The sequence below is a fragment of the Rhodococcus daqingensis genome (assembly GCF_042665615.1).
Lineage (GTDB): Bacteria > Actinomycetota > Actinomycetes > Mycobacteriales > Mycobacteriaceae > Rhodococcus_G > Rhodococcus_G daqingensis.
On the sequence record NZ_JBHTCS010000011.1, the window covers coordinates 212,245 to 230,440 of the forward strand.

An 18,196-nucleotide genomic window follows, 5' to 3' on the forward strand; every position below is an offset into this window, starting at 1 on the left:
GGGTCTGACTAGCGACCCCGACGGAGCCGCCGGAGCACCGACGTCTCGGTTCCCCGGCCCGCCGCCCCGGCGATGAGCGCCAGCTCGGCCTGGTCGGTGATCTTCTCGCGGATGCGGCCCCGCTCGGCGCCGCGGCTGCGTTCGGCCTCGTCGATCAGCGTCCACCCAGCCCGATCGATCACCGCCGACTGCCGCTCCCGCACCAGCCGGTTCAGCGCGGTCGCGGTCGACCGGGGCTCGCGCAGCCGACCCGAGTTGAAATCGTCGACGAGCCGGGTCACGGTCTCCTGTGCGCAGGACTTGTTCGTGCCGATGAACCCGCTCGGCCCGCGCTTGATCCAGCCGGTGGCGTACGCGCCCGCGAGCACGGAGCCGCCCGGTCCGTCGAGCACCCGCCCGTCGGCGTTGGGGATCACCCCGGCCGAATGATCGAACGGCACTCCCGCGATCGGGACCCCGCGATACCCGATCGAGGTGAGGACGAGGCCGGCCTCGAGTCGTTCCGTCTCGCCGGTCGACTCGAGCCGCACGCCGCCGTCCTCCCCGACGGTCAGCACGTTGCGGGCGAACTCGACGCCGGTGACCCGGTCGTCGCCGCTGATCGCGGTCGGAGACAACAGGTAGCGCAGCGCGATCCGCCGCCGCTCCTGGCCCGGCTCGCCCTCGAGGCGGGCGGACCGGAGCAGCGACAGCTTCTGCGTCACCGCGTGCGAGAGCTCGCCGTCCCGGGCGAGGCGCTCGGTCGTCGGGTCGAGCACCATCTCGTCGGGGTGGACCACCACGTCGACGTCGGGCGCGTCGAGAAGTCCGGCGAACTCGGGAACCGTGAAGGCGGACTGGGCGATTCCGCGCCGCGCGACGATCACGACCTCCTCGATCCGGCTGCCGCGCAGCGCCTGCAGGGCGGCAGGCGCGATGTCGGTGGCGGCGAGGCGGTCGGGGTCCGCGGTCAGGATCCGCGCGACATCGAGTGCGACATTGCCGTTTCCGATGATGACGGCGCGCCGGTGGGACAGGTCGAAGCGATCGTCGGCGTGGTCGGGATGGCCGTTGTACCAGGCCACCAGGTTCGTCGCGGACGTCGAGCCCGGGAGGTCCTCGCCGGGGATGCCGAGGCCGCGGTCGGTGGAGGCGCCGACCGCGTAGATCACCGCGTGGTGATGCGCGAGCAGCTCGTCGTGCGTCAGGTGCTCGCCGACCTCCACGTTGAGGTAGTACTCGAACCCCGGCTGGGCGGCGATCTTGTCGTACAGCCGGGAGACCTGCTTGGTCTTCTGGTGGTCGGGCGCGACTCCCGCGCGGACCAGGCCGTGCGGCACCGGAAGGCGGTCGAAGACATTGACCTGCACTCCCGGCTGGGTGAGCAGCTCGTCGGCGGCATACATCGCGGCCGGACCCGCCCCGACGATCGCGACCCGCAGCGCACCCCGGTCGCGGCGGACCTCGGGCGCGGCGACGACCGGCGCCAGGATCGGGCGCGGACGCGGCTCCTTGTAGAAGTCCGCGTTGATCGTCAGGAACTGCTGCTGCGGCTCCGACAGCTTCGAGTGCGGCACGATCGCGTCCACCGGGCAGGCGGAGATGCAGGCACCGCAGTCGACACACGCGGCCGGGTCGATGTGCAGCATCTCCGCGGTCAGGAAATCCGGCTCGTCCGGTGTCGGGTGGATGCAGTTGACGGGGCAGGCGTACACGCAGGACGCGTCGCTGCAACAGGACTGGGTGACGACGTGGGGCATTGCGAACTGCTTCCGATCGAGAGTCTGGTCAGGCGGCGCTGCGGCCCGGCTCGCTGCGGTAGCGCGAGCTCTTGCCGTCGATCTTCAGGGCCTTCCAGGCCAGGCGGGACGCCGGGTTCATCAGCCCGCTGTCGGTGGCCAGCATGCGGACGTCCGCGAAGTAGCCGCGCAGGGCCTTGCGTGCCGGCGGGGTGCCCCAGAATAGGTCCTTCTTGACCTGCTTCGGGATGTCGAACTCACGCCAGAACTGCTTCGGCGGAACCACGATGGCATCGCACAGGATCCGCATGATCAGTGGCATGGCGAGAGAGGCGACGAAGCGGCCGGCCTTGGACATCATGGGGACGCGGCGACGCAGGAACTGGTGCGCGAACGAGATGTGCCGTGCCTCCTCGGCGACGTGAATCGCCATGACGCCCTTCATGATCGGATGGATGTCGCTGTCCTCGCGGAGGATCGACTTCTGAAGGTGGTCGATCGGTTCCTCGCCCGCGAGGACGCCCATGAAGAAGATCACCGGCAGCGCGTTGCCGGCCAACGGCAAGAACTGTGCGATGAAGCGCAGGAGCGGGCCCATCCCCGGGGTGTCCCTCCCGATGCGGTTGACCATCTCCTGGAACATCAGGGTGTGGTTGCACTCCTCGATGACCTCGTGGGTGCAGTAGCGGGCCTCGGGAGACCCGTTCGGGGTCGAGAAGACGTACTGCATCATGCCGCGGATCAGGATGTTCTCGAACTGCAGGCCGACCTTCGCGACGTTGGCCTGACGCCACATCCCGATCTCGATCTGCTTGTCCTGGGGCAGCGCCTGGTACCACGGGTGGCTGCCGAGGGGATCGGTCTCCTTCTGGAGGATCCACCGGGGATCGTTCGGGATCACCGCGAACTCGGGCGAATCCCAGTCGATGTCCTCGAAGGGGTCGAAGTTCTTGTGCACCGACGCCTCCGACAGCATCGTCAGGGACTCGTGGTACCGGTCCTGATCGGATCGATCGGTCGCTGTCGTCAGTGTCATGGCTACTCCCGCTGTCGCTGTCGTTGCTGAGGCGATCGCGCACGGCATCGTCTCTTCGGTGCGGCGTTCCGGCCGCGGTGTCACACTCCAGGTAACTGTAACTGTGAGTCGCATGCAAATCCAGGGTATTCGCCCATCCGATCGCGCACCGACCCGGAAACCCCGGCCCGGCCTGGGGTGATCCCGACAAAAATCGCTCAGCCCCAGCTCAGAAACCTGGCGCATACTGGTTTCAGCAGAACCGCCGCACGGCGGCCGATCCGTGGAGCACGATCATGGTTCCGAGCATGCAATGGCACACCTGGGGTAGCGAGGTGGAGATCCGGGTGACCGAGGGGGCGGCGCTCGACGCCGCGGTCGCCATTGCCGTTGACGCGCTGGCCGATGTCCGTGCCGCCTGCGACCTCACCCGCGGCGACGCCGAGATCCACGCCGTCAACCTCTCCCAGGGCATGCCGGTCAAGATCAGCAGGCGCCTGACCGCGTTGATCCGGTCCGCGCTGTGGGCCGCCCGGATGACCGGCGGCGCCGTCAACCCGCTGTCCCTCGACTCGGCGGACCCGCGCCGGGTGCCCCCGATTCACCCCGAGTGGACATTCGAGGACGTGCGGCTGGACGGGGACACGGTGTTCGCGCCGTTCGGGGTCTGTCTCGACATCACGAACACCGCGAAGGCCGGCACCGCGGATCGAGTGGCCCACTCCGCCGCGGGCACCCTCGAGTGCGGTGTCCTCGCCCGGATCGGGGACACCGTCTCGACCGCCGGACACTGTCCCATCGGGGGCTGGCAGGTGGAGATCGGCGCGGCCGCGCCGATCGAGGTGCTCACCGGGAAGTCGATGTCCTCCGCACGTCCCGCCGTCCTGGAGGAGTGGGATGCCGACGGCGGAGTGGACGGCGTCACGGTCATCACCGAGGACAGTCTCTGGGCCTATGCGGCGGCGGCCGCGGCCGTGAACCGCGGCGTGGCGGCGTTGCGCTGGCTCGACGAGAACGAGCTTGCCGCCCGGGTCGCGTACCGACGGGGCGCTGTCCGGATCACCGACGCGTGGACCCAGGTGCTGCCCCACGGCCACGTCGCCTAGGGGCTAGGGGCGGACCTCAGACCGCGCGGCCGCGCCTGCCGCGATACCACCGCACCAGGGTGTCGGTGGATGAATCGCCTTGCTCCGCAGGGGCTTCGGGGTTGGTGAGGATCGGTCCGAGCTCGAGTGCCTGGGTCTTGCCCAGTTCGACGCCCCACTGGTCGAACGAATCGATGCCGAACACGACGCCCTCGACGAAGACCTGGTGCTCGTAGAGCGCGATCAGTTGGCCGAGCGCCGACGGGGTGATCCGGGGCGCGAGGATGGTCGTCGACGGCCGGTTGCCCGGCATCACCTTGTGTGGCACCAGTTCCGGTGCCGTTCCCTCGGCCGCGATCTCCTCCGCGGTCTTGCCGAACGCGAGGACCTTGGTCTGGGCGAACAGGTTGCTCATCAGGATGTCGTGCATGCTGCCGGTCCCGTCCAGCGTCGGCAGATCGTCGGTGGGCTCGGCGAAGCCGATGAAGTCGGCGGGGGAGAGCCGGGTGCCCTGGTGCAGGAGCTGGTAGAAGGCGTGCTGGCCGTTGGTTCCCGGCTCGCCCCAGAAGATCTCCCCGGTCGGGGTGCTCACCGGGGAGCCGTCGGCGCGCACCGACTTGCCGTTCGACTCCATGGTGAGCTGCTGCAGATACGCGGCGAACCTGCCGAGGTCATTCGAATAGGGCAGCACCGCGCGCGAATCCGAGTCGAAGAAGCTCGAGTACCACAGTCCGATGAGCCCGAGCAGGACCGGCGCGTTGTTCTCGAGCGGGGCGGTCGCGAAATGCCGGTCGATGGTGTGGAAACCCTCGAGGAACTCGCCGAACCCCTCCCGGCCGATCACGCACATCAGTGACAGTCCGATGGCCGAGTCCACGGAGTAGCGCCCGCCGACCCAGTCCCAGAAACCGAACATGTTGTCGGTGTCGATGCCGAACTCGGACACCCTCTCCGCATGGGTGGAGACGGCGACGAAATGCTTGGCCACGGCGTCGTCGCCGAGGGCCGCGGTGAGCCAGCGCCTGGCCGCCGTTGCGTTGGTGAGAGTCTCGAGGGTGGAGAAGGTCTTGGAGGCCACGATGAACAGGGTCGTCGCCGGGTCGAGTCCGGCCAGCTTGCTCACCAGGTCCGACGGGTCGATGTTGGAGACGAATCGGGCCGCGATGCCGGCGTCCGCGTAGTGCCGCAGGGCCCGGTACGCCATCACCGGCCCCAGGTCGGAACCGCCGATGCCGATGTTGACCACCGTGGTGATGCGTTCGCCGGTCGCCCCTCGCCACTCGCCCGAACGCAGCCGATCGGTGAAGCGGCCCATCCGGTCGAGCACCTCGTGCACGTCGGCGACCACGTCCTGGCCGTCGACCACCAGGGTCGCGTCGGCGGGCAGTCTCAGCGCGGTGTGCAGGACGGCGCGGTCCTCGGAGGTGTTGATGCGATCGCCCCGGAACATCGCGTCCCGGCGTTCCTCGACGCCGGCCGTGCGCGCCAGCTCGATCAGCAGTCGCAGGGTTTCGCGCTCCACCCGGTGCTTGCTGTAGTCGATGTAGAGATCGCCTGCCGTCACCGTGAGTTCGCTGCCGCGCTTGGGGTCCTCGGCGAAGATCTCGCGCAGGTGCCGGGTCCCGACCTGCTCGTGGTGCGCGCGAAGCTCCTGCCAGGCGGCCGTGCCGGTGATGTCGAGACTCATACGTCGAGACTAGTGGGGGCGAACCGGCCGCGCTGAGCGCTTCCCAGTGCAGGCACTCCTTGATCGATCGTGTCCACGACAGAGGCCTTCCATTCCGCGCGAGGGCGGGCAGTATGGAGGCCATGGACGAGCGAACTCTGATCGAGTCGATCCCCACAAAGCTCTGGATCGGCGGCAAACAGGTGGACGCGGCGAGCGGCGCGACGTTCACGGTGGTCAACCCCGCGACCGGCGAGCCGCTCGCCGAGGTCGCGGACGCCGGCCCCGCCGACGGCCTGCTGGCGCTCGACGCGGCGGCCGCCGCGCAGCGAGAGTGGGCGGCCACCCCGGCGCGCAAACGCGGCGAGATCCTGCGCGCGGTGTTCGAGGCGATCACCGCGCGCGCCGACGACATCGCCCTGCTGATGACGCTGGAGATGGGCAAGGTGCTGGCCGAGAGCAAGGGCGAGGTGGCCTACGGGGCCGAGTTCTTCCGCTGGTTCAGCGAGGAGGCCGTGCGGATCGCCGGCCGCTACACCCACGCGCCCGCGGGCACCGGCCGGATCCTGGTCGGCAAGGCCCCGGTCGGGCCCTGCCTGGCGATCACCCCGTGGAACTTCCCGCTGGCGATGGGGACCCGCAAGATCGGACCCGCCCTCGCTGCCGGGTGCACGATGATCGTCAAGCCCGCCGCCGAGACCCCGCTGACCATGCTGCTGCTCGGCCAGCTCATCGTCGACGCCGGGTTGCCCGACGGCGTGCTCTCGGTGCTGCCGACCTCGAGCGCGGGCGCGCTGACCGGTCCGCTGATCGACGATCCGCGGCTGCGCAAGCTCACCTTCACGGGGTCGACCGGGGTGGGCCGCAAGCTGATCGAGCAGTCCGCGAAGGGGCTGCTGCGCACCTCGATGGAGCTCGGCGGGAACGCGCCCTTCGTCGTGTTCGACGATGCCGACCTGGACGCCGCGGTGGACGGGGCGATGCTGGCCAAGCTGCGCAACGGCGGCGAGGCGTGCACGGCGGCGAACCGCTTCCACGTGCAGAACTCGGTTCGCGAGGAGTTCGGTGCCAGGCTGACCGAGCGGATGCGGTCGATGACACTGGGGCCCGGCACCGACCCGGATTCGAAGCTCGGACCGCTGATCAACCCGGCTCAGCTCGAGACCGTGAGCGAGCTGGTGCGGGACGCGGTCGCGGTGGGGGCGCAGGTGCGGCTCGGCGGCCAGGCCCCGGGCGGTCCGGGCTACTTCTACCCGGCGACGGTGCTGACCGACGTGCCCGTAGAGGCCCGCATCCTGCGTGAGGAGGTGTTCGGTCCGGTCGCCGCGATCGCCGGGTTCGACACCGAGGAGGAGGGCATCGCCGCGGCCAACGACACGGAGTACGGACTGGCCGCCTACATCTACACGCAGAGCCTGGACAGGGCGCTGCGGGTGGCGGAGGCGCTCGAGACCGGGATGGTCGGCGTGAACCGGGGCGTGATCTCTGATGCCGCCGCGCCGTTCGGCGGCGTCAAATCCTCCGGGTTCGGTCGCGAGGGCGGCAGCGAGGGTATCGAGGAGTACCTGGAGACCAAGTACATCGCGCTGCAGTGAGGGAGGGACGGTGTGCCGGTCCGTGTGTTTCTCCCCGGTACGGCCTCCAGCGCCGCGGCATGCCGGATACTCTGTCGCGAAATGTCCTGAAATGGGGGGGGTCATGCGACGGAGGCTGACTAGGGGCGCGCCGGGATCGATGCTGGTGATGGTGGTTCTTGCCGCCCTCTGGACTGCGGCGGGTGGTACCGCGCGGGCCGAGCTGCCGGTGGACTACAACTTCTTTGCCGGCATCCCGTACGAGCTATCGAATCCCGGTGGTTCCCTGCCGGGGTCCAACAACTGGTCCTGCACACCCTCCGCGGCCCATCCGAACCCGGTGGTGCTCGTGCACGGCACCAGCGGGGGCGCGCAGACGAACTGGGGGGCGATGGTCCCGCCGCTCGCCAACGCGGGCTACTGCGTCTACTCACTCACCTACGGAGCCCTGGACGCGCCGGCGCCGCTGTCGGCGATGGGCGGAATGCGACCGATCGAGGAAAGTGCCGCGCAGTTGGCCGCCTTCGTCGACCGCGTGCGCGGTGCGACGGGCGCGGCACGGGTGGATCTGGTCAGCCATTCGCAGGGCAGCGTCGTCGGCAACTACTTCGTCAAGCGCCGAGGCGGCGCGGGCAAGGTGGACAAGTTCGTGTCGATCGCCGGGCCGTGGCTGGGAGGGTGGGGCGATCAGATGAACCTGTGGCGCGGGCTCGGGCGGCAGCTGGGCGTCGAGCCCGATGTCCTGGACGGCATGATCTCCGGGGGAGTCTGCGTCGCCTGTTCGCAGCTGATCGGCGGTTCGACGTTCATGCGGGAGCTGAACGCCGACGGCGTGTACGCCCCGGGCGTCAGCTACACGAACATCGCAACCGTGTACGACGAGATCGCCTACCCGTACACGAGCGGCCTGGTGGCCGCGCCCAACGCGGTGAACATCGTGGTGCAGGACGGTTGCCCGACCGATCTCTCCGAGCACTTGGCCATCGCGGGCAGCCCGCGGACGGCGGGGTTCGTGCTCAACGCGCTCGATCCCGCGCATCCGCGGCCGGTGGGCTGCGAGTTCGTCCCGCCCGTCACCGGGTAGCCGCGATCACCCCGTCGGTCACGGCAGGTGTTCCCCCGGAAACCTGATCGAAGTTCGTTCTGTGCGGATTACTGACCGAGTCGGCCGCGCCCGAGGCGCAGCAGGAGCATCGCCAGGGTGTGGCCCTCCTGGCCGAGGTCGCTGAAGCGCTCGAGAACCTTCATCTCACGGCTGTGCACGAGGCGCGGGCCGCCGGAGGCCATCCGGGTCCGGCCGATGATCTGGGAGACCTCGCTGCGGCGCTTGATCGCCGCGAGAATCTCGGCGTCGAGTCGGTCGATCTCCAGTCGGAGCTCCTCGATCTCCGCCTCGCTCGTGGGGAGGCCGGAGTCGGTGGCATCCGATGGAACTGTGCCGCCCATGTGCATTTCTCCTCATGTCAGATCAGGAATCACAGTTTGCCACGGGCGCAAGGGGCTGACCATGGCCGGGGGCGGCGCTGTCGGTGCGCGGCGGTAGCGTTGACAGACGATGAACACATTCTCAGCAGCAGGTCACGCGCGCTTTGCGACGCCGCAGCCGCGCACCTCGTCGGCGACTCTCCTCGAGGGGCTCAACCCGCAGCAGCGCGAGGCGGTGGTGCATGCCGGTTCGCCGCTGCTGATCGTCGCGGGCGCGGGCTCGGGGAAGACGGCCGTGCTGACCCGCCGGATCGCCTACCTGCTCGCGGAGCGGGACGTCGCACCCGGGCAGATCCTGGCGATCACGTTCACCAACAAGGCCGCCGCCGAGATGCGCGAGCGCGTCGCGCACCTGGTCGGCCCCCGAGCCAACAACATGTGGGTCTCGACGTTCCACTCGAGCTGCGTGCGGATCCTGCGGATGCAGGCCGCCCTGCTCCCCGGCCTGAACTCGAACTTCACCATCTACGACGCCGACGATTCGCGCAGGCTGCTGACGATGATCTCGAAGGACCTCGAGATCGACGCGAAGCGGTACTCCGCGCGGCTGCTGGCCACGCACATCTCGAACCTCAAGAACGAGCTGATCGGCCCCGAACGCGCCGTGGCCGACGCCGACCGGGACCCGAACGAGCTGGTCCGGCTGGTCGCGAAGGTGTACGGCCATTACCAGGCCCGGCTGCGCGCGGCCAACGCGATGGATTTCGACGACCTGATCGGCGAGACCGTCGCGCTGCTGCAGAACTTCCCGCAGGTCGCGGAGTACTACCGGCGCCGGTTCCGGCACGTGCTGGTCGACGAATACCAGGACACCAACCATGCGCAGTACGTGCTCGTGCGCGAGCTGGTCGGGGGGACCGCCGGTGACAGCGATGCGCTGGTCCCACCCGCCGAGCTGTGCGTGGTCGGCGACGCGGACCAGTCGATCTACGCGTTCCGTGGCGCCACCATCCGCAACATCGAGGAGTTCGAGCGCGACTACCCGGACGCGCGGACCATCCTGCTCGAGCAGAACTACCGATCCACCCAGAACATCCTGTCCGCCGCGAACGCGGTGATCTCCCGGAACACCGGCAGGCGCGAGAAGAGGCTGTGGACGGACTCGGGTGAGGGCGAGCTGATCACCGGATATGTCGCCGACAACGAGCACGACGAGGCGTACTTCGTCGCGTCGGAGATCGACAAGCTGGTGGACGCGGGCGACGCGAAGTTCGGCGACGTCGCGGTGTTCTACCGCACCAACAACTCGTCCCGGACCCTGGAGGAGATCTTCATCCGGCTGGGCCTGCCGTACAAGGTGGTCGGCGGCGTCCGGTTCTACGAGCGCAAGGAGGTTCGCGACGTGGTCGCGTACCTGCGGGTGCTGCAGAACCCCGACGACACCGTGAGCCTGCGCCGTATTCTCAACACCCCGCGCCGCGGCATCGGCGACCGGGCAGAGGCGTGTGTCGCCGTCCACTCGGAGCAGCGCGGGATCGGCTTCGCACAGGCGCTGCGGGACGCCGCGGACGGCGTGGTGCCGCTGCTGAACACCCGTTCGCAGAAGGCGATCGTCGCGTTCCTCGAGATGATGGACGGCATCCGCGAGGCGATGGAGCCCGATGACACCGGGCTGATCGACATCGGCGAGGTGGTCGAAGCGGTGCTCGACCGGACGGGCTACCGGGCCGAGCTCGAGGCGAGCAGCGATCCGCAGGACGGTGCGCGTCTGGACAACCTCAACGAGTTGGTCAGCGTGGCACAGGAGTTCAGCTCCGACGCGCGCAACGCCGCGGGCGTCGAGACTGAGATCGACGAGAGCCTCGAGGGCGCGTTGGCGGCCGCGGGCGAGGACGATCTCGACCCGGCCGAGGGCGAACCGGACCCGGGGTCGCTCGCCGCCTTTCTCGAGCGGGTGTCGCTGGTGGCCGATTCCGACCAGTTGCCCGACAACGGCGATGGCGTCGTGACGCTGATGACCCTGCACACCGCGAAGGGGCTCGAGTTCCCGGTGGTGTTCGTGACCGGATGGGAGGACGGCCAGTTCCCGCACATGCGCGCGCTGGGGGACCCGGCCGAGCTGTCCGAGGAACGCAGGCTGGCCTACGTCGGCATCACCAGGGCCCGGCACCGCCTGTACCTCACCCGCGCGGTCATGCGCTCGGCGTGGGGGCAGCCGATCACGAACCCGGAATCACGGTTCCTCCAGGAGATCCCGTCCGACCTGCTGCACTGGCGGCGCGAGGACCCGGGGACCGGTGCGGGCGGCGCCATCGGGGGCGGGCGTCCGCGAGGCGGTCAGGGCTACGGCGGCGGTGGTTTCGGTGGCGGGCAGGGCTACGGCGGCGGGTCGGGTGGCGCGACACCGAGCTTCGGCGCTCCCCGGGCTCGCAACAACCACCTCGTGCTCGCCGTCGGCGATCGGGTCAGTCACGACAAATACGGCCTCGGGACGGTCTTGGAGACCAAGGGGAGCGGACCGACGGCGACGGTCACGGTCGACTTCGGCTCGGCGGGCAAGGTGCGGCTGATGCTCATCGGCGGCGTGCCGATGGTCAAGCTCTAGCCCGATGGTCGGGCTCTAGCCCGATCACCGAGCTCCGATGCAACGAAAGGCCCTCGCTACGAGGAACTTCCGATCGGCGACGGGACGGCGTCGAACTCCAGGGTGGTCGAGGCCGGATCGGCGCCGGGTGCGTCGAAGGTGAAGTCCGCGACATAGCGTCCCGGTTCGTTCACCCGGGTGGCCACGGTCGCACCGCCCAGCGTCAGCGGGACGGTGAGGGTTCGCTCGTCGCCGTCTGGTTCCGTGATGTGCACGAGGACGGGGGTGGTCGCGTCCGCGCCGGCGGGGACGGGACTGATCGCCATCGCGAGCGTCACCACGTTGTCCGAGTACACGGTTCCGATCGGTGGGAGCGCGGTGATCTGGTAGGTGGCGGCCGATGCGGTGGGCGCCATGGCGAGTGAGACAGCGCCTGCGAGTGCGGCGACGACGACGGACCCTCGGGAATAGTTCACACGAACCCCTTCGCTACGAGACGTCAACGGAGTCTGGCTCACTGAAGGGTATTGCAGACGGTCACATTCCGCCCGACGAGCGCGCGAAGAGGAGTTCGGCTCTAGTCGCGATCGACGCCGAGGCTGATGCCGCGGGTGGCGAGCCAGGGGAGGGGATCGATCTTGTTCTCGCCGCCCAGGTGCACCTCGAAATGCAGGTGAGGGCCGGTGGAGAAGCCACGGTTGCCCATCCGCGCGATCTGGTCGCCCGCCATGACCTTCTGGCCGACCGAGACGTTGGAGGAGTCGATGTGGCCGTAGACCGTGACGGTGCCGTCGGCGTGGCGCAGGCGGACCCACATGCCGAAGCCCTGTGCGGGACCGGAATCGATGACCTCGCCGTCGGCGACCGCGTAGATCGGGGTGCCGATCGCGTTCGCGATGTCGACGCCCGCGTGCAGCGTGCCCCAGCGGGCGCCGTAGCCGGAGGTGTACGAGCCGAGGGCCGGGAGGGCGAACAGGGGCCGGCGGGCGGCTGCCTCGCGGGCGGCGCGCTCCTCGCTGAACCGCTGGCCCTTGGCGAGCAGGTTCGAGAACTGGCTGAGATCGGTGGGCGCCGCGACGTTGAGGACCTGCGGGGCCTGGGAGGTCGTGTTCACGGCGGTGTCGGCGGCGAACTGGGCGGCCTGCGGCTCGGCGGTCGCGGCGGTGCTCGACGAGCTGTCGTCCGCGGCGAGGTTGAGCTCTGCGGTGTCGGTGCTGCTCGGACCGTTGAGGCTGGCCTGTCCCGCGGCGACGACCGCGCCTGCGGCGACCGCGATGACTGCGGCGCGGCCCTTGAGGGCGGTGGGGGGAGTGGGGATCCGGTGCGCTCCACCGCGGCGAGCGGGAGCTGCGAGGTCCGATTCGAAGGAGGTGTCGAGCTGGTCGAGCGAGGTGGAGCGGTACGTCGTCGTGCGCGGGGTTCCGAGGCTTGCGGACCCGATGTAACGATTCGGCGTGGGATTCGAATACACCTGCGTGGATTCGTTGTCCCCGGCGTAATCGAAGCTCGATCTGCTGGGTTCTACCGGAGCCTGGTAACGCGGCTCTACGGTGTGACCTGCGGGAATCGAGTAAACAGTCGTGGAGACGCCATCAGCCTGCTGCTGCGGGGCGAAGCGGCTGGACTGGAAGGGCGCGCGATGTCTGGACAACTTGCCGCCTTCCTGTTCGTGATCTGTCTGTGACTTTGACCGAAGCGACGGTAACGAAACGGTTGCGAGCGCCGCAACTCCTAGCGCCAACTGTTTGGGATATGTGAGATGCATCACAGAGTGATCACGGCCGGGCCTGGGAATACGCCGGAAGGCGGCTGAAGCGGCCGCGCCGGATTCTTGCGATGTTCGGTCGAATCCGGTGTCGCTGAACCACTAGCGTCAGTCCGCGTGGCGCCCTCACCCGATCTCAGAAACAGTTCTCGTGCCCGGCCCGAACGCATCGAGGCCCAGGACGGGGTGGACGCGGTCGGTCCCGTGCGGGGTCCCGGCCCGCTCGCCGGGGTGGCGGTCGCGCTCGCACTCCTCGGGGTCGTCGCGATCGCGGTGGCACCCGCGCTCGGTGTCGTCCGTCCCGACACCGGATCCGCGGTCGCCGCAGCCGCCGTCGCCGCGGTGGTCTGCGCGGGGCTCGCACCCGGATTGGCCGCGCTGGCCCTGCTGGGCCGCAGGCCCGCGGTCGCGGGAACCGTCCTGGCGGGTGCGGGCGCCGTATCCGTCGGGCTGGTGGTGCTCGACCTCCAACTCCTCGGTGACCCCATCGACGCGAACCGGCTCGAACTGTTCCGTCCCCTCACCGCCGCGTCGCTCGGTGCGGGGCCCGGTGCCCACGCGATCCTGGCGGGGCACGCCCTCGCGGTGCTGGCCGGGCTGATCGGTCTCGTCGCGGCGGTCAGGGCCTCCCAGGCCGATGGCTACGGCCACTCCGACTACCCGGATCACGACGGGGCGGGCGTCGGCCGCCGGATCGGCCCCGGACTCTCGACCCTCGCGGTGGCGGCCGCGGTGGTCCTCGCCGCGGCCCTGTTCGCTCCTCCGCTGAGGTCGACCGATCCGGTCCTGCTCGTGCCCGCGGTCATCGAGTCGGCGGCACCGATCTCGTTGGGTGCGGGCGTGATCGGTGCCGCCGTCCTGATCGTGGTCGCCGCGGCGCTGGCCGCGATCTCGCCGCTGGGCTCGGCGGGCGCCATCGTCGGGGCCGCGGTGGCCGCGCTCGGTGTGGTCGGCGTGCGACTGGTCGCGGGCCTGCTCGCGGGCGACGGCGTCTCGGTCGGTCCCGGCTCGGTGGTGGCGGTCGCGGCGTGCGTGGTGCTGATCGCGGTCGGCTGTGTGATCCCGGCCGCGGCGGCCGCCCGGGCGCGCCGCGGGCTGGCGCAACTCCTGGTGCAGTCCGCCGCCGCGGCCACGGCGGCGCCCGCGGCCGCGGGCACCTCCAAGTCCGCCGCCCGGGCGAGGGCGGCCGCGGCCGAACGGGCCAGGGTCGGGCGCTGGCACGTCGCCACCGCCGTGGCGGGCATCGGCGCGGGATTGCTCGGCGCGGTCGGGGCGCTCCTGCCCGCGCTGTCGGTTCCGGAGGGGGCGCAGGAACCGACCATCCTGGCCACCCGGGTGGTGCTCGTGGCGGGGGTGGTGCTCGTGATCGCCAGCCTCTGGCTGCTGCTCTCGGAGTTCGCGGCCCTGGTGCGTCCGGCGGTCGGGGTGTTGTGGGCGGCCCAGGTGATGGCGGTCGCGGCGGTGCTGCAGGCGGTGGTGCTCGCCGGCGACCTGCCGGGGGTGGGGCCGGGCCCCGGCGCCGCGCTGCTGGCCCTGTCCGCCGTCGCGGCGGCGGCCACCGGCCTGCTCGCGCTCTGCGCCGACTCGGCGGAGCGCGACGCCATCGACACCTCCGTCGATGTGCCCATCCGGCTTCCGGTCCTGATCGTCGGCTCGGTCGCGGCACTCGCGTCGGTGGCCGCGCTGGGCCTGCCGCTGTATCGCGGCGTCGACTTCGGCCCGGACTCGTTCGCCCAGTGGCCGTGGGGGTGGGACCTGTGGGGGCGTGCGCTCCTCGCGGTCGCGGTGGCCGCCGCGGTGCCCGTCGCCGCGCGCTCCCGTCCCGCCCGCGGCGCGTCCCTGATGGTCGGCGCGATGACCGGAATGTCCGTATACCTGGCGGGATGGCCGCTGACGAGTGCCCGGGTCGCGGAGCCGGAGATGGGCCCGGGGGCGGTCTGTGCGCTCGTCGCGGTGGCGTTGCTCGCGGTGACCGCTGTCATGGCGGTTCGGCAAAATCGCCGGTGAGCTGACGCTCACGCCCCCTTGCGCCGTGAGATATGCCACATAGCATCAATGCGGTCGATAGACCATTGATTCAACTAGATAAGGTCCCGAACGGACCCGCTCCTACCCCTCGAGCGGGCGTCAACGCAGACGAGACGGTGAGCAGATGGATCTCTTCGAATACCAGGCGAAGGAACTCTTCGCCAAGCACGGCGTGCCCACGTCGGCGGGCCGTGTTACCGACACTGTCGCCGGCGCACGCGAGATTGCCGAGGAAATCGGCAAGCCCGTGATGATCAAGGCGCAGGTCAAGGTCGGTGGCCGCGGCAAGGCGGGCGGCGTGAAGTACTCCGCCGACGTCGATGCGGCTGTTGCGAACGCCGAGTCCATCCTCGGGCTCGACATCAAGGGCCACGTCGTCAAGAAGCTGCTGGTCGCAGAGGCGAGTGACATCGCCGAGGAGTACTACATCTCCTTCCTGCTCGACCGCACGAACCGCACCTACCTGGCCATGTGTTCGGTCGAGGGTGGCGTCGAGATCGAGGTCACCGCCGAGGAGAACCCCGACGCCCTCGCGAAGATCCCGGTGGACGCCGTCAAGGGTGTCGACCTCGCGTTCGCGCGCAGCATCGCCGAGGCGGGCAAGCTCCCGGCCGAGGTGCTCGACGCGGCGGCCGTGACCATCCAGAAGCTCTGGGAGGTCTTCATCAAGGAGGACGCGCTCCTCGTCGAGGTCAACCCCCTCGTGCGCACCCCCGACGACCAGATCCTGGCCCTCGACGGCAAGGTCACCCTGGACGAGAACGCCGGCTTCCGCCAGACCGGCCACGAGGCCTTCGAGGATCGGGATGCCACCGACCCGCTCGAGCTCAAGGCCAAGGAGAACGACCTCAACTACGTCAAGCTCGACGGGTCCGTCGGCATCATCGGCAACGGCGCGGGACTGGTCATGTCCACCCTCGACGTGGTCGCGTACGCGGGTGAGAAGCACGGCGGCGTCAAGCCCGCGAACTTCCTCGACATCGGTGGCGGCGCCTCGGCCGCGGTCATGGCCGCCGGCCTCGACGTCATCCTGAACGACGCTCAGGTCAAGAGCGTGTTCGTCAACGTCTTCGGCGGCATCACCGCCTGCGACGCGGTCGCCAACGGCATCGTCGGCGCCCTGCAGACGCTGGGTGACGAGGCCAACAAGCCGCTCGTCGTGCGCCTGGACGGCAACAACGTCGAAGAGGGTCGCCGCATCCTCGCCGAGGCCAACCACCCGCTGGTGACCGTCGTCGCCACCATGGACGAGGCCGCCGACAAGGCCGCCGAACTCGCGTTCGCCGCGAAGTAAAGGGAACAGAACAATGGCAATCTTCCTCACCAAGGACTCCAAGGTCATCGTCCAGGGCATCACCGGCGGCGAGGGCACCAAGCACACCGCCCTGATGCTCAAGGCCGGCACCCAGGTCGTCGGCGGCGTCAACGCCCGCAAGGCCGGCACCACCGTCGCGCACACCGACAAGGACGGCAACGCCGTCGAGCTGCCGGTCTTCGCGACCGTCGCCGAGGCCATGAAGGAGACCGGCGCGGACGTCTCCATCGCGTTCGTTCCCCCGGCCTTCTCCAAGGACGCCATCGTCGAGGCCATCGACGCGGAGATCCCGCTGCTCGTGGTCATCACCGAGGGCATCCCGGTGCAGGACTCCGCGTACGCGTGGGCCTACAACGTCGAGAAGGGCAACAAGACCCGGATCATCGGCCCCAACTGCCCCGGCATCATCACCCCCGGCGAGGCGCTGGTCGGCATCACCCCGGCCAACATCACCGGCAAGGGCCCGGTCGGCCTGGTCTCCAAGTCCGGCACCCTGACCTACCAGATGATGTTCGAGCTGCGTGAGTACGGCTTCTCGACCGCCATCGGCATCGGCGGCGACCCGGTCATCGGCACCACCCACATCGACGCCATCGAGGCGTTCGAGAAGGACCCCGAGACCAAGGTCATCGTGATGATCGGCGAGATCGGCGGCGACGCCGAGGAGCGCGCGGCCGACTACATCAAGGCCAACGTCACCAAGCCGGTCGTCGGCTACGTGGCCGGCTTCACCGCCCCGGAGGGCAAGACCATGGGCCACGCCGGCGCCATCGTCTCCGGCTCCTCGGGCACCGCGCAGGCCAAGAAGGACGCCCTCGAGGCGGCAGGCGTCAAGGTCGGCAAGACGCCGTCCGAGACCGCCGCTCTCGCGCGCGAGATCCTGCAGAGCCTGGTCGTCGAGGCCTGAGTGGGCTGAGCGGCTGAGCGCCGCTCCGGTCTCACCGAACGAGGGGCACCTGCCCGCGCTCACCGCGCGGGAAGGTGCCCCTCGTTCATTTCTCGGACGACGGGCGGGCGCCGCAGGCTCAGGGTTCACACAGAGAAATGCGCTAGCGTTCGGTGAGGAATCGACCAGTCGCTCAATGCAGACCCTCCCTAGGAGATGTCATGACTTTCACGCCTGCAGGGTCCGGTTACGGTCCGAGCGAGCCGCCGTCCGCGGGGCTCGGGTCGAAGGGCTTGCCCTACCTGCTCACCCTCGGCGTCCTGGCGCTCGCCATCATCAACTTCCTGCTCGGGTTCGCCCCGTTCGCGAAGGTGACCACCTTCGGCGACGAGAGCCTGACGCAGAGTTCCTTCGAGGCCGGGTATCCGATCCTCGCGCTCGCCTTCCTGCTCTTCGGCGGGCTCCTGGCGGGTCTGTCGCTGCTGCCCGAGCAGCCGTACAAGGGCGCGGCGGCCGCCGCGTCGGTGGTGGGGTTCCTGATCGCGTTGTTCTTCATGTTCAGCCTGTCCGAGGGCGTCTCGCTGGCCGTCGGCGGAGTCACCGGGCTGATCCTCGCGTTCGTCCAGGCCGTTCTCGCGGTCGCCGTGTTGCTGTTCTCGCTGGGACTGCTCAAGCCGCCCGCCCCGAAGCCGGCCGGATACGCCCCCCAGGGCTACGCGCAGGCGCCGCAGCCGTACGGCCAGCCTCCGCAGGGGTACGGCCAGCCGCAAGCACCGGGCCAGCCGTATGGCCAGGTCCCGCAGGGCTATGGGCAGCCGCAGGCGCCGGGCTACGGTCAGCCCCAGCCCCAGCCCGGGTACGGCCAGCAGCCCTATCCCGGGGGTTACGGCCAGCCGCAGGGCTATGCCCCGCCCGCCAACCCGTACGCCCCACCCGCGCCGCAGCAGGGCTACGGCCAGGCGCCGCAGGGGTACGGTCAGCCGCAGCAGCCCGGCCCGCAGGACACCGAGTCCGGAGCCGCGCCGCAGCCCGAGACCACGCCGCCCCCCGCGGACGACGGCGGCGCCGCCCCGACCCAGGCCTTCGGGTCGGCCCCGAAGCGGGACACGGAGTAACGAACACCCGCGCACGACGC

14 protein-coding genes are annotated in these 18,196 nt (G+C 69.8%); 8 read left to right on the forward strand and 6 right to left on the reverse strand.

Annotated elements, in window-relative coordinates; translation table 11 throughout:
• Positions 1-8: 8 nt before the first annotated feature.
• Both ACFQS9_RS10045 and ACFQS9_RS10050 read right to left on the reverse strand, forming a co-directional pair.
• Complete coding sequence (locus tag ACFQS9_RS10045) at positions 9-1,739, reverse strand: FAD-dependent oxidoreductase (RefSeq protein WP_378404056.1); 1,731 nt, start codon at positions 1,737-1,739, stop codon at positions 9-11.
• 28 nt (positions 1,740-1,767) lie between these two features.
• Positions 1,768-2,754, reverse strand: coding sequence for an AurF N-oxygenase family protein (locus ACFQS9_RS10050; RefSeq protein ID WP_378404058.1), 987 nt, complete (start codon positions 2,752-2,754; stop codon positions 1,768-1,770).
• A gap of 275 nt (positions 2,755-3,029) precedes the next feature.
• On the opposite strand from ACFQS9_RS10050, the gene ACFQS9_RS10055 reads away from it, so the two are divergent.
• On the forward strand, positions 3,030-3,839 hold the full coding sequence (locus tag ACFQS9_RS10055) for an FAD:protein FMN transferase (protein WP_378404061.1): 810 nt from the start codon (positions 3,030-3,032) through the stop codon (positions 3,837-3,839).
• A gap of 16 nt (positions 3,840-3,855) precedes the next feature.
• Here ACFQS9_RS10055 and pgi read toward each other — a convergent pair whose 3' ends face one another.
• Positions 3,856-5,505, reverse strand: a complete 1,650-nt coding sequence (gene pgi / locus ACFQS9_RS10060; RefSeq protein ID WP_378404063.1) for a glucose-6-phosphate isomerase — start codon at positions 5,503-5,505, stop codon at positions 3,856-3,858.
• Between the two features lie 122 nt (positions 5,506-5,627).
• On the opposite strand from pgi, the gene ACFQS9_RS10065 reads away from it, so the two are divergent.
• Together ACFQS9_RS10065 and ACFQS9_RS10070 are read left to right on the forward strand one after the other, a co-directional pair.
• Positions 5,628-7,079: an NAD-dependent succinate-semialdehyde dehydrogenase gene (locus tag ACFQS9_RS10065; protein ID WP_378404065.1), complete on the forward strand. Its 1,452-nt coding sequence runs from the start codon at positions 5,628-5,630 to the stop codon at positions 7,077-7,079.
• 103 nt (positions 7,080-7,182) lie between these two features.
• The gene (locus ACFQS9_RS10070; RefSeq protein ID WP_378404067.1) at positions 7,183-8,142 is read left to right on the forward strand and encodes an esterase/lipase family protein; all 960 of its coding nucleotides are present in this window, start codon (positions 7,183-7,185) and stop codon (positions 8,140-8,142) included.
• A gap of 68 nt (positions 8,143-8,210) precedes the next feature.
• Here ACFQS9_RS10070 and ACFQS9_RS10075 read toward each other — a convergent pair whose 3' ends face one another.
• Positions 8,211-8,504, reverse strand: coding sequence for a chorismate mutase (locus ACFQS9_RS10075; protein WP_378404069.1), 294 nt, complete (start codon positions 8,502-8,504; stop codon positions 8,211-8,213).
• A gap of 109 nt (positions 8,505-8,613) precedes the next feature.
• Between ACFQS9_RS10075 and ACFQS9_RS10080 the strand changes: the two genes are divergently transcribed.
• Entirely contained in the window at positions 8,614-11,088 is a 2,475-nt protein-coding gene (locus tag ACFQS9_RS10080) for a UvrD-helicase domain-containing protein (protein ID WP_378404072.1), read from the forward strand.
• A gap of 56 nt (positions 11,089-11,144) precedes the next feature.
• Here ACFQS9_RS10080 and ACFQS9_RS10085 read toward each other — a convergent pair whose 3' ends face one another.
• Together ACFQS9_RS10085 and ACFQS9_RS10090 are read right to left on the reverse strand one after the other, a co-directional pair.
• Positions 11,145-11,543 carry a hypothetical protein gene (locus ACFQS9_RS10085; RefSeq protein WP_378404074.1) on the reverse strand — a complete coding sequence of 133 codons (399 nt, stop codon included), beginning with the start codon at positions 11,541-11,543 and terminating at the stop codon, positions 11,145-11,147.
• Between the two features lie 101 nt (positions 11,544-11,644).
• Complete coding sequence (locus tag ACFQS9_RS10090) at positions 11,645-12,538, reverse strand: M23 family metallopeptidase (RefSeq protein WP_378404076.1); 894 nt, start codon at positions 12,536-12,538, stop codon at positions 11,645-11,647.
• A 411-nt stretch (positions 12,539-12,949) separates the two neighbouring features.
• Here ACFQS9_RS10090 and ACFQS9_RS10095 point away from each other — a divergent pair, with 411 nt between their 5' ends.
• From ACFQS9_RS10095 to ACFQS9_RS10110, 4 genes are all read left to right on the forward strand, one after another.
• Positions 12,950-14,839, forward strand: a complete 1,890-nt coding sequence (locus ACFQS9_RS10095) for a hypothetical protein (protein ID WP_378404078.1) — start codon at positions 12,950-12,952, stop codon at positions 14,837-14,839.
• 145 nt (positions 14,840-14,984) lie between these two features.
• Positions 14,985-16,154, forward strand: coding sequence for an ADP-forming succinate--CoA ligase subunit beta (gene sucC / locus ACFQS9_RS10100; RefSeq protein WP_378404080.1), 1,170 nt, complete (start codon positions 14,985-14,987; stop codon positions 16,152-16,154).
• 13 nt (positions 16,155-16,167) lie between these two features.
• Positions 16,168-17,082 (forward strand): succinate--CoA ligase subunit alpha, encoded by a 915-nt coding sequence (sucD, locus tag ACFQS9_RS10105; protein ID WP_378404082.1) that lies wholly within the window; start codon positions 16,168-16,170, stop codon positions 17,080-17,082.
• A 200-nt stretch (positions 17,083-17,282) separates the two neighbouring features.
• A complete protein-coding gene (locus tag ACFQS9_RS10110; protein ID WP_378404084.1) occupies positions 17,283-18,176 on the forward strand; it encodes a DUF5336 domain-containing protein in 894 nt (297 codons plus the stop codon).
• Positions 18,177-18,196: the final 20 nt, after the last annotated feature.

Coding starts and splice junctions, on each gene's coding strand:
- ACFQS9_RS10045 (WP_378404056.1), bottom strand. CDS start 1,739: ATGCCCCACGTCGTCACCCAGTCCTGTTGCAGCGACGCGTCCTGCGTG.
- ACFQS9_RS10050 (WP_378404058.1), bottom strand. CDS start 2,754: ATGACACTGACGACAGCGACCGATCGATCCGATCAGGACCGGTACCAC.
- ACFQS9_RS10055 (WP_378404061.1), top strand. CDS start 3,030: ATGGTTCCGAGCATGCAATGGCACACCTGGGGTAGCGAGGTGGAGATC.
- pgi (WP_378404063.1), bottom strand. CDS start 5,505: ATGAGTCTCGACATCACCGGCACGGCCGCCTGGCAGGAGCTTCGCGCG.
- ACFQS9_RS10065 (WP_378404065.1), top strand. CDS start 5,628: ATGGACGAGCGAACTCTGATCGAGTCGATCCCCACAAAGCTCTGGATC.
- ACFQS9_RS10070 (WP_378404067.1), top strand. CDS start 7,183: ATGCGACGGAGGCTGACTAGGGGCGCGCCGGGATCGATGCTGGTGATG.
- ACFQS9_RS10075 (WP_378404069.1), bottom strand. CDS start 8,504: ATGGGCGGCACAGTTCCATCGGATGCCACCGACTCCGGCCTCCCCACG.
- ACFQS9_RS10080 (WP_378404072.1), top strand. CDS start 8,614: ATGAACACATTCTCAGCAGCAGGTCACGCGCGCTTTGCGACGCCGCAG.
- sucC (WP_378404080.1), top strand. CDS start 14,985: ATGGATCTCTTCGAATACCAGGCGAAGGAACTCTTCGCCAAGCACGGC.
- sucD (WP_378404082.1), top strand. CDS start 16,168: ATGGCAATCTTCCTCACCAAGGACTCCAAGGTCATCGTCCAGGGCATC.
- ACFQS9_RS10110 (WP_378404084.1), top strand. CDS start 17,283: ATGACTTTCACGCCTGCAGGGTCCGGTTACGGTCCGAGCGAGCCGCCG.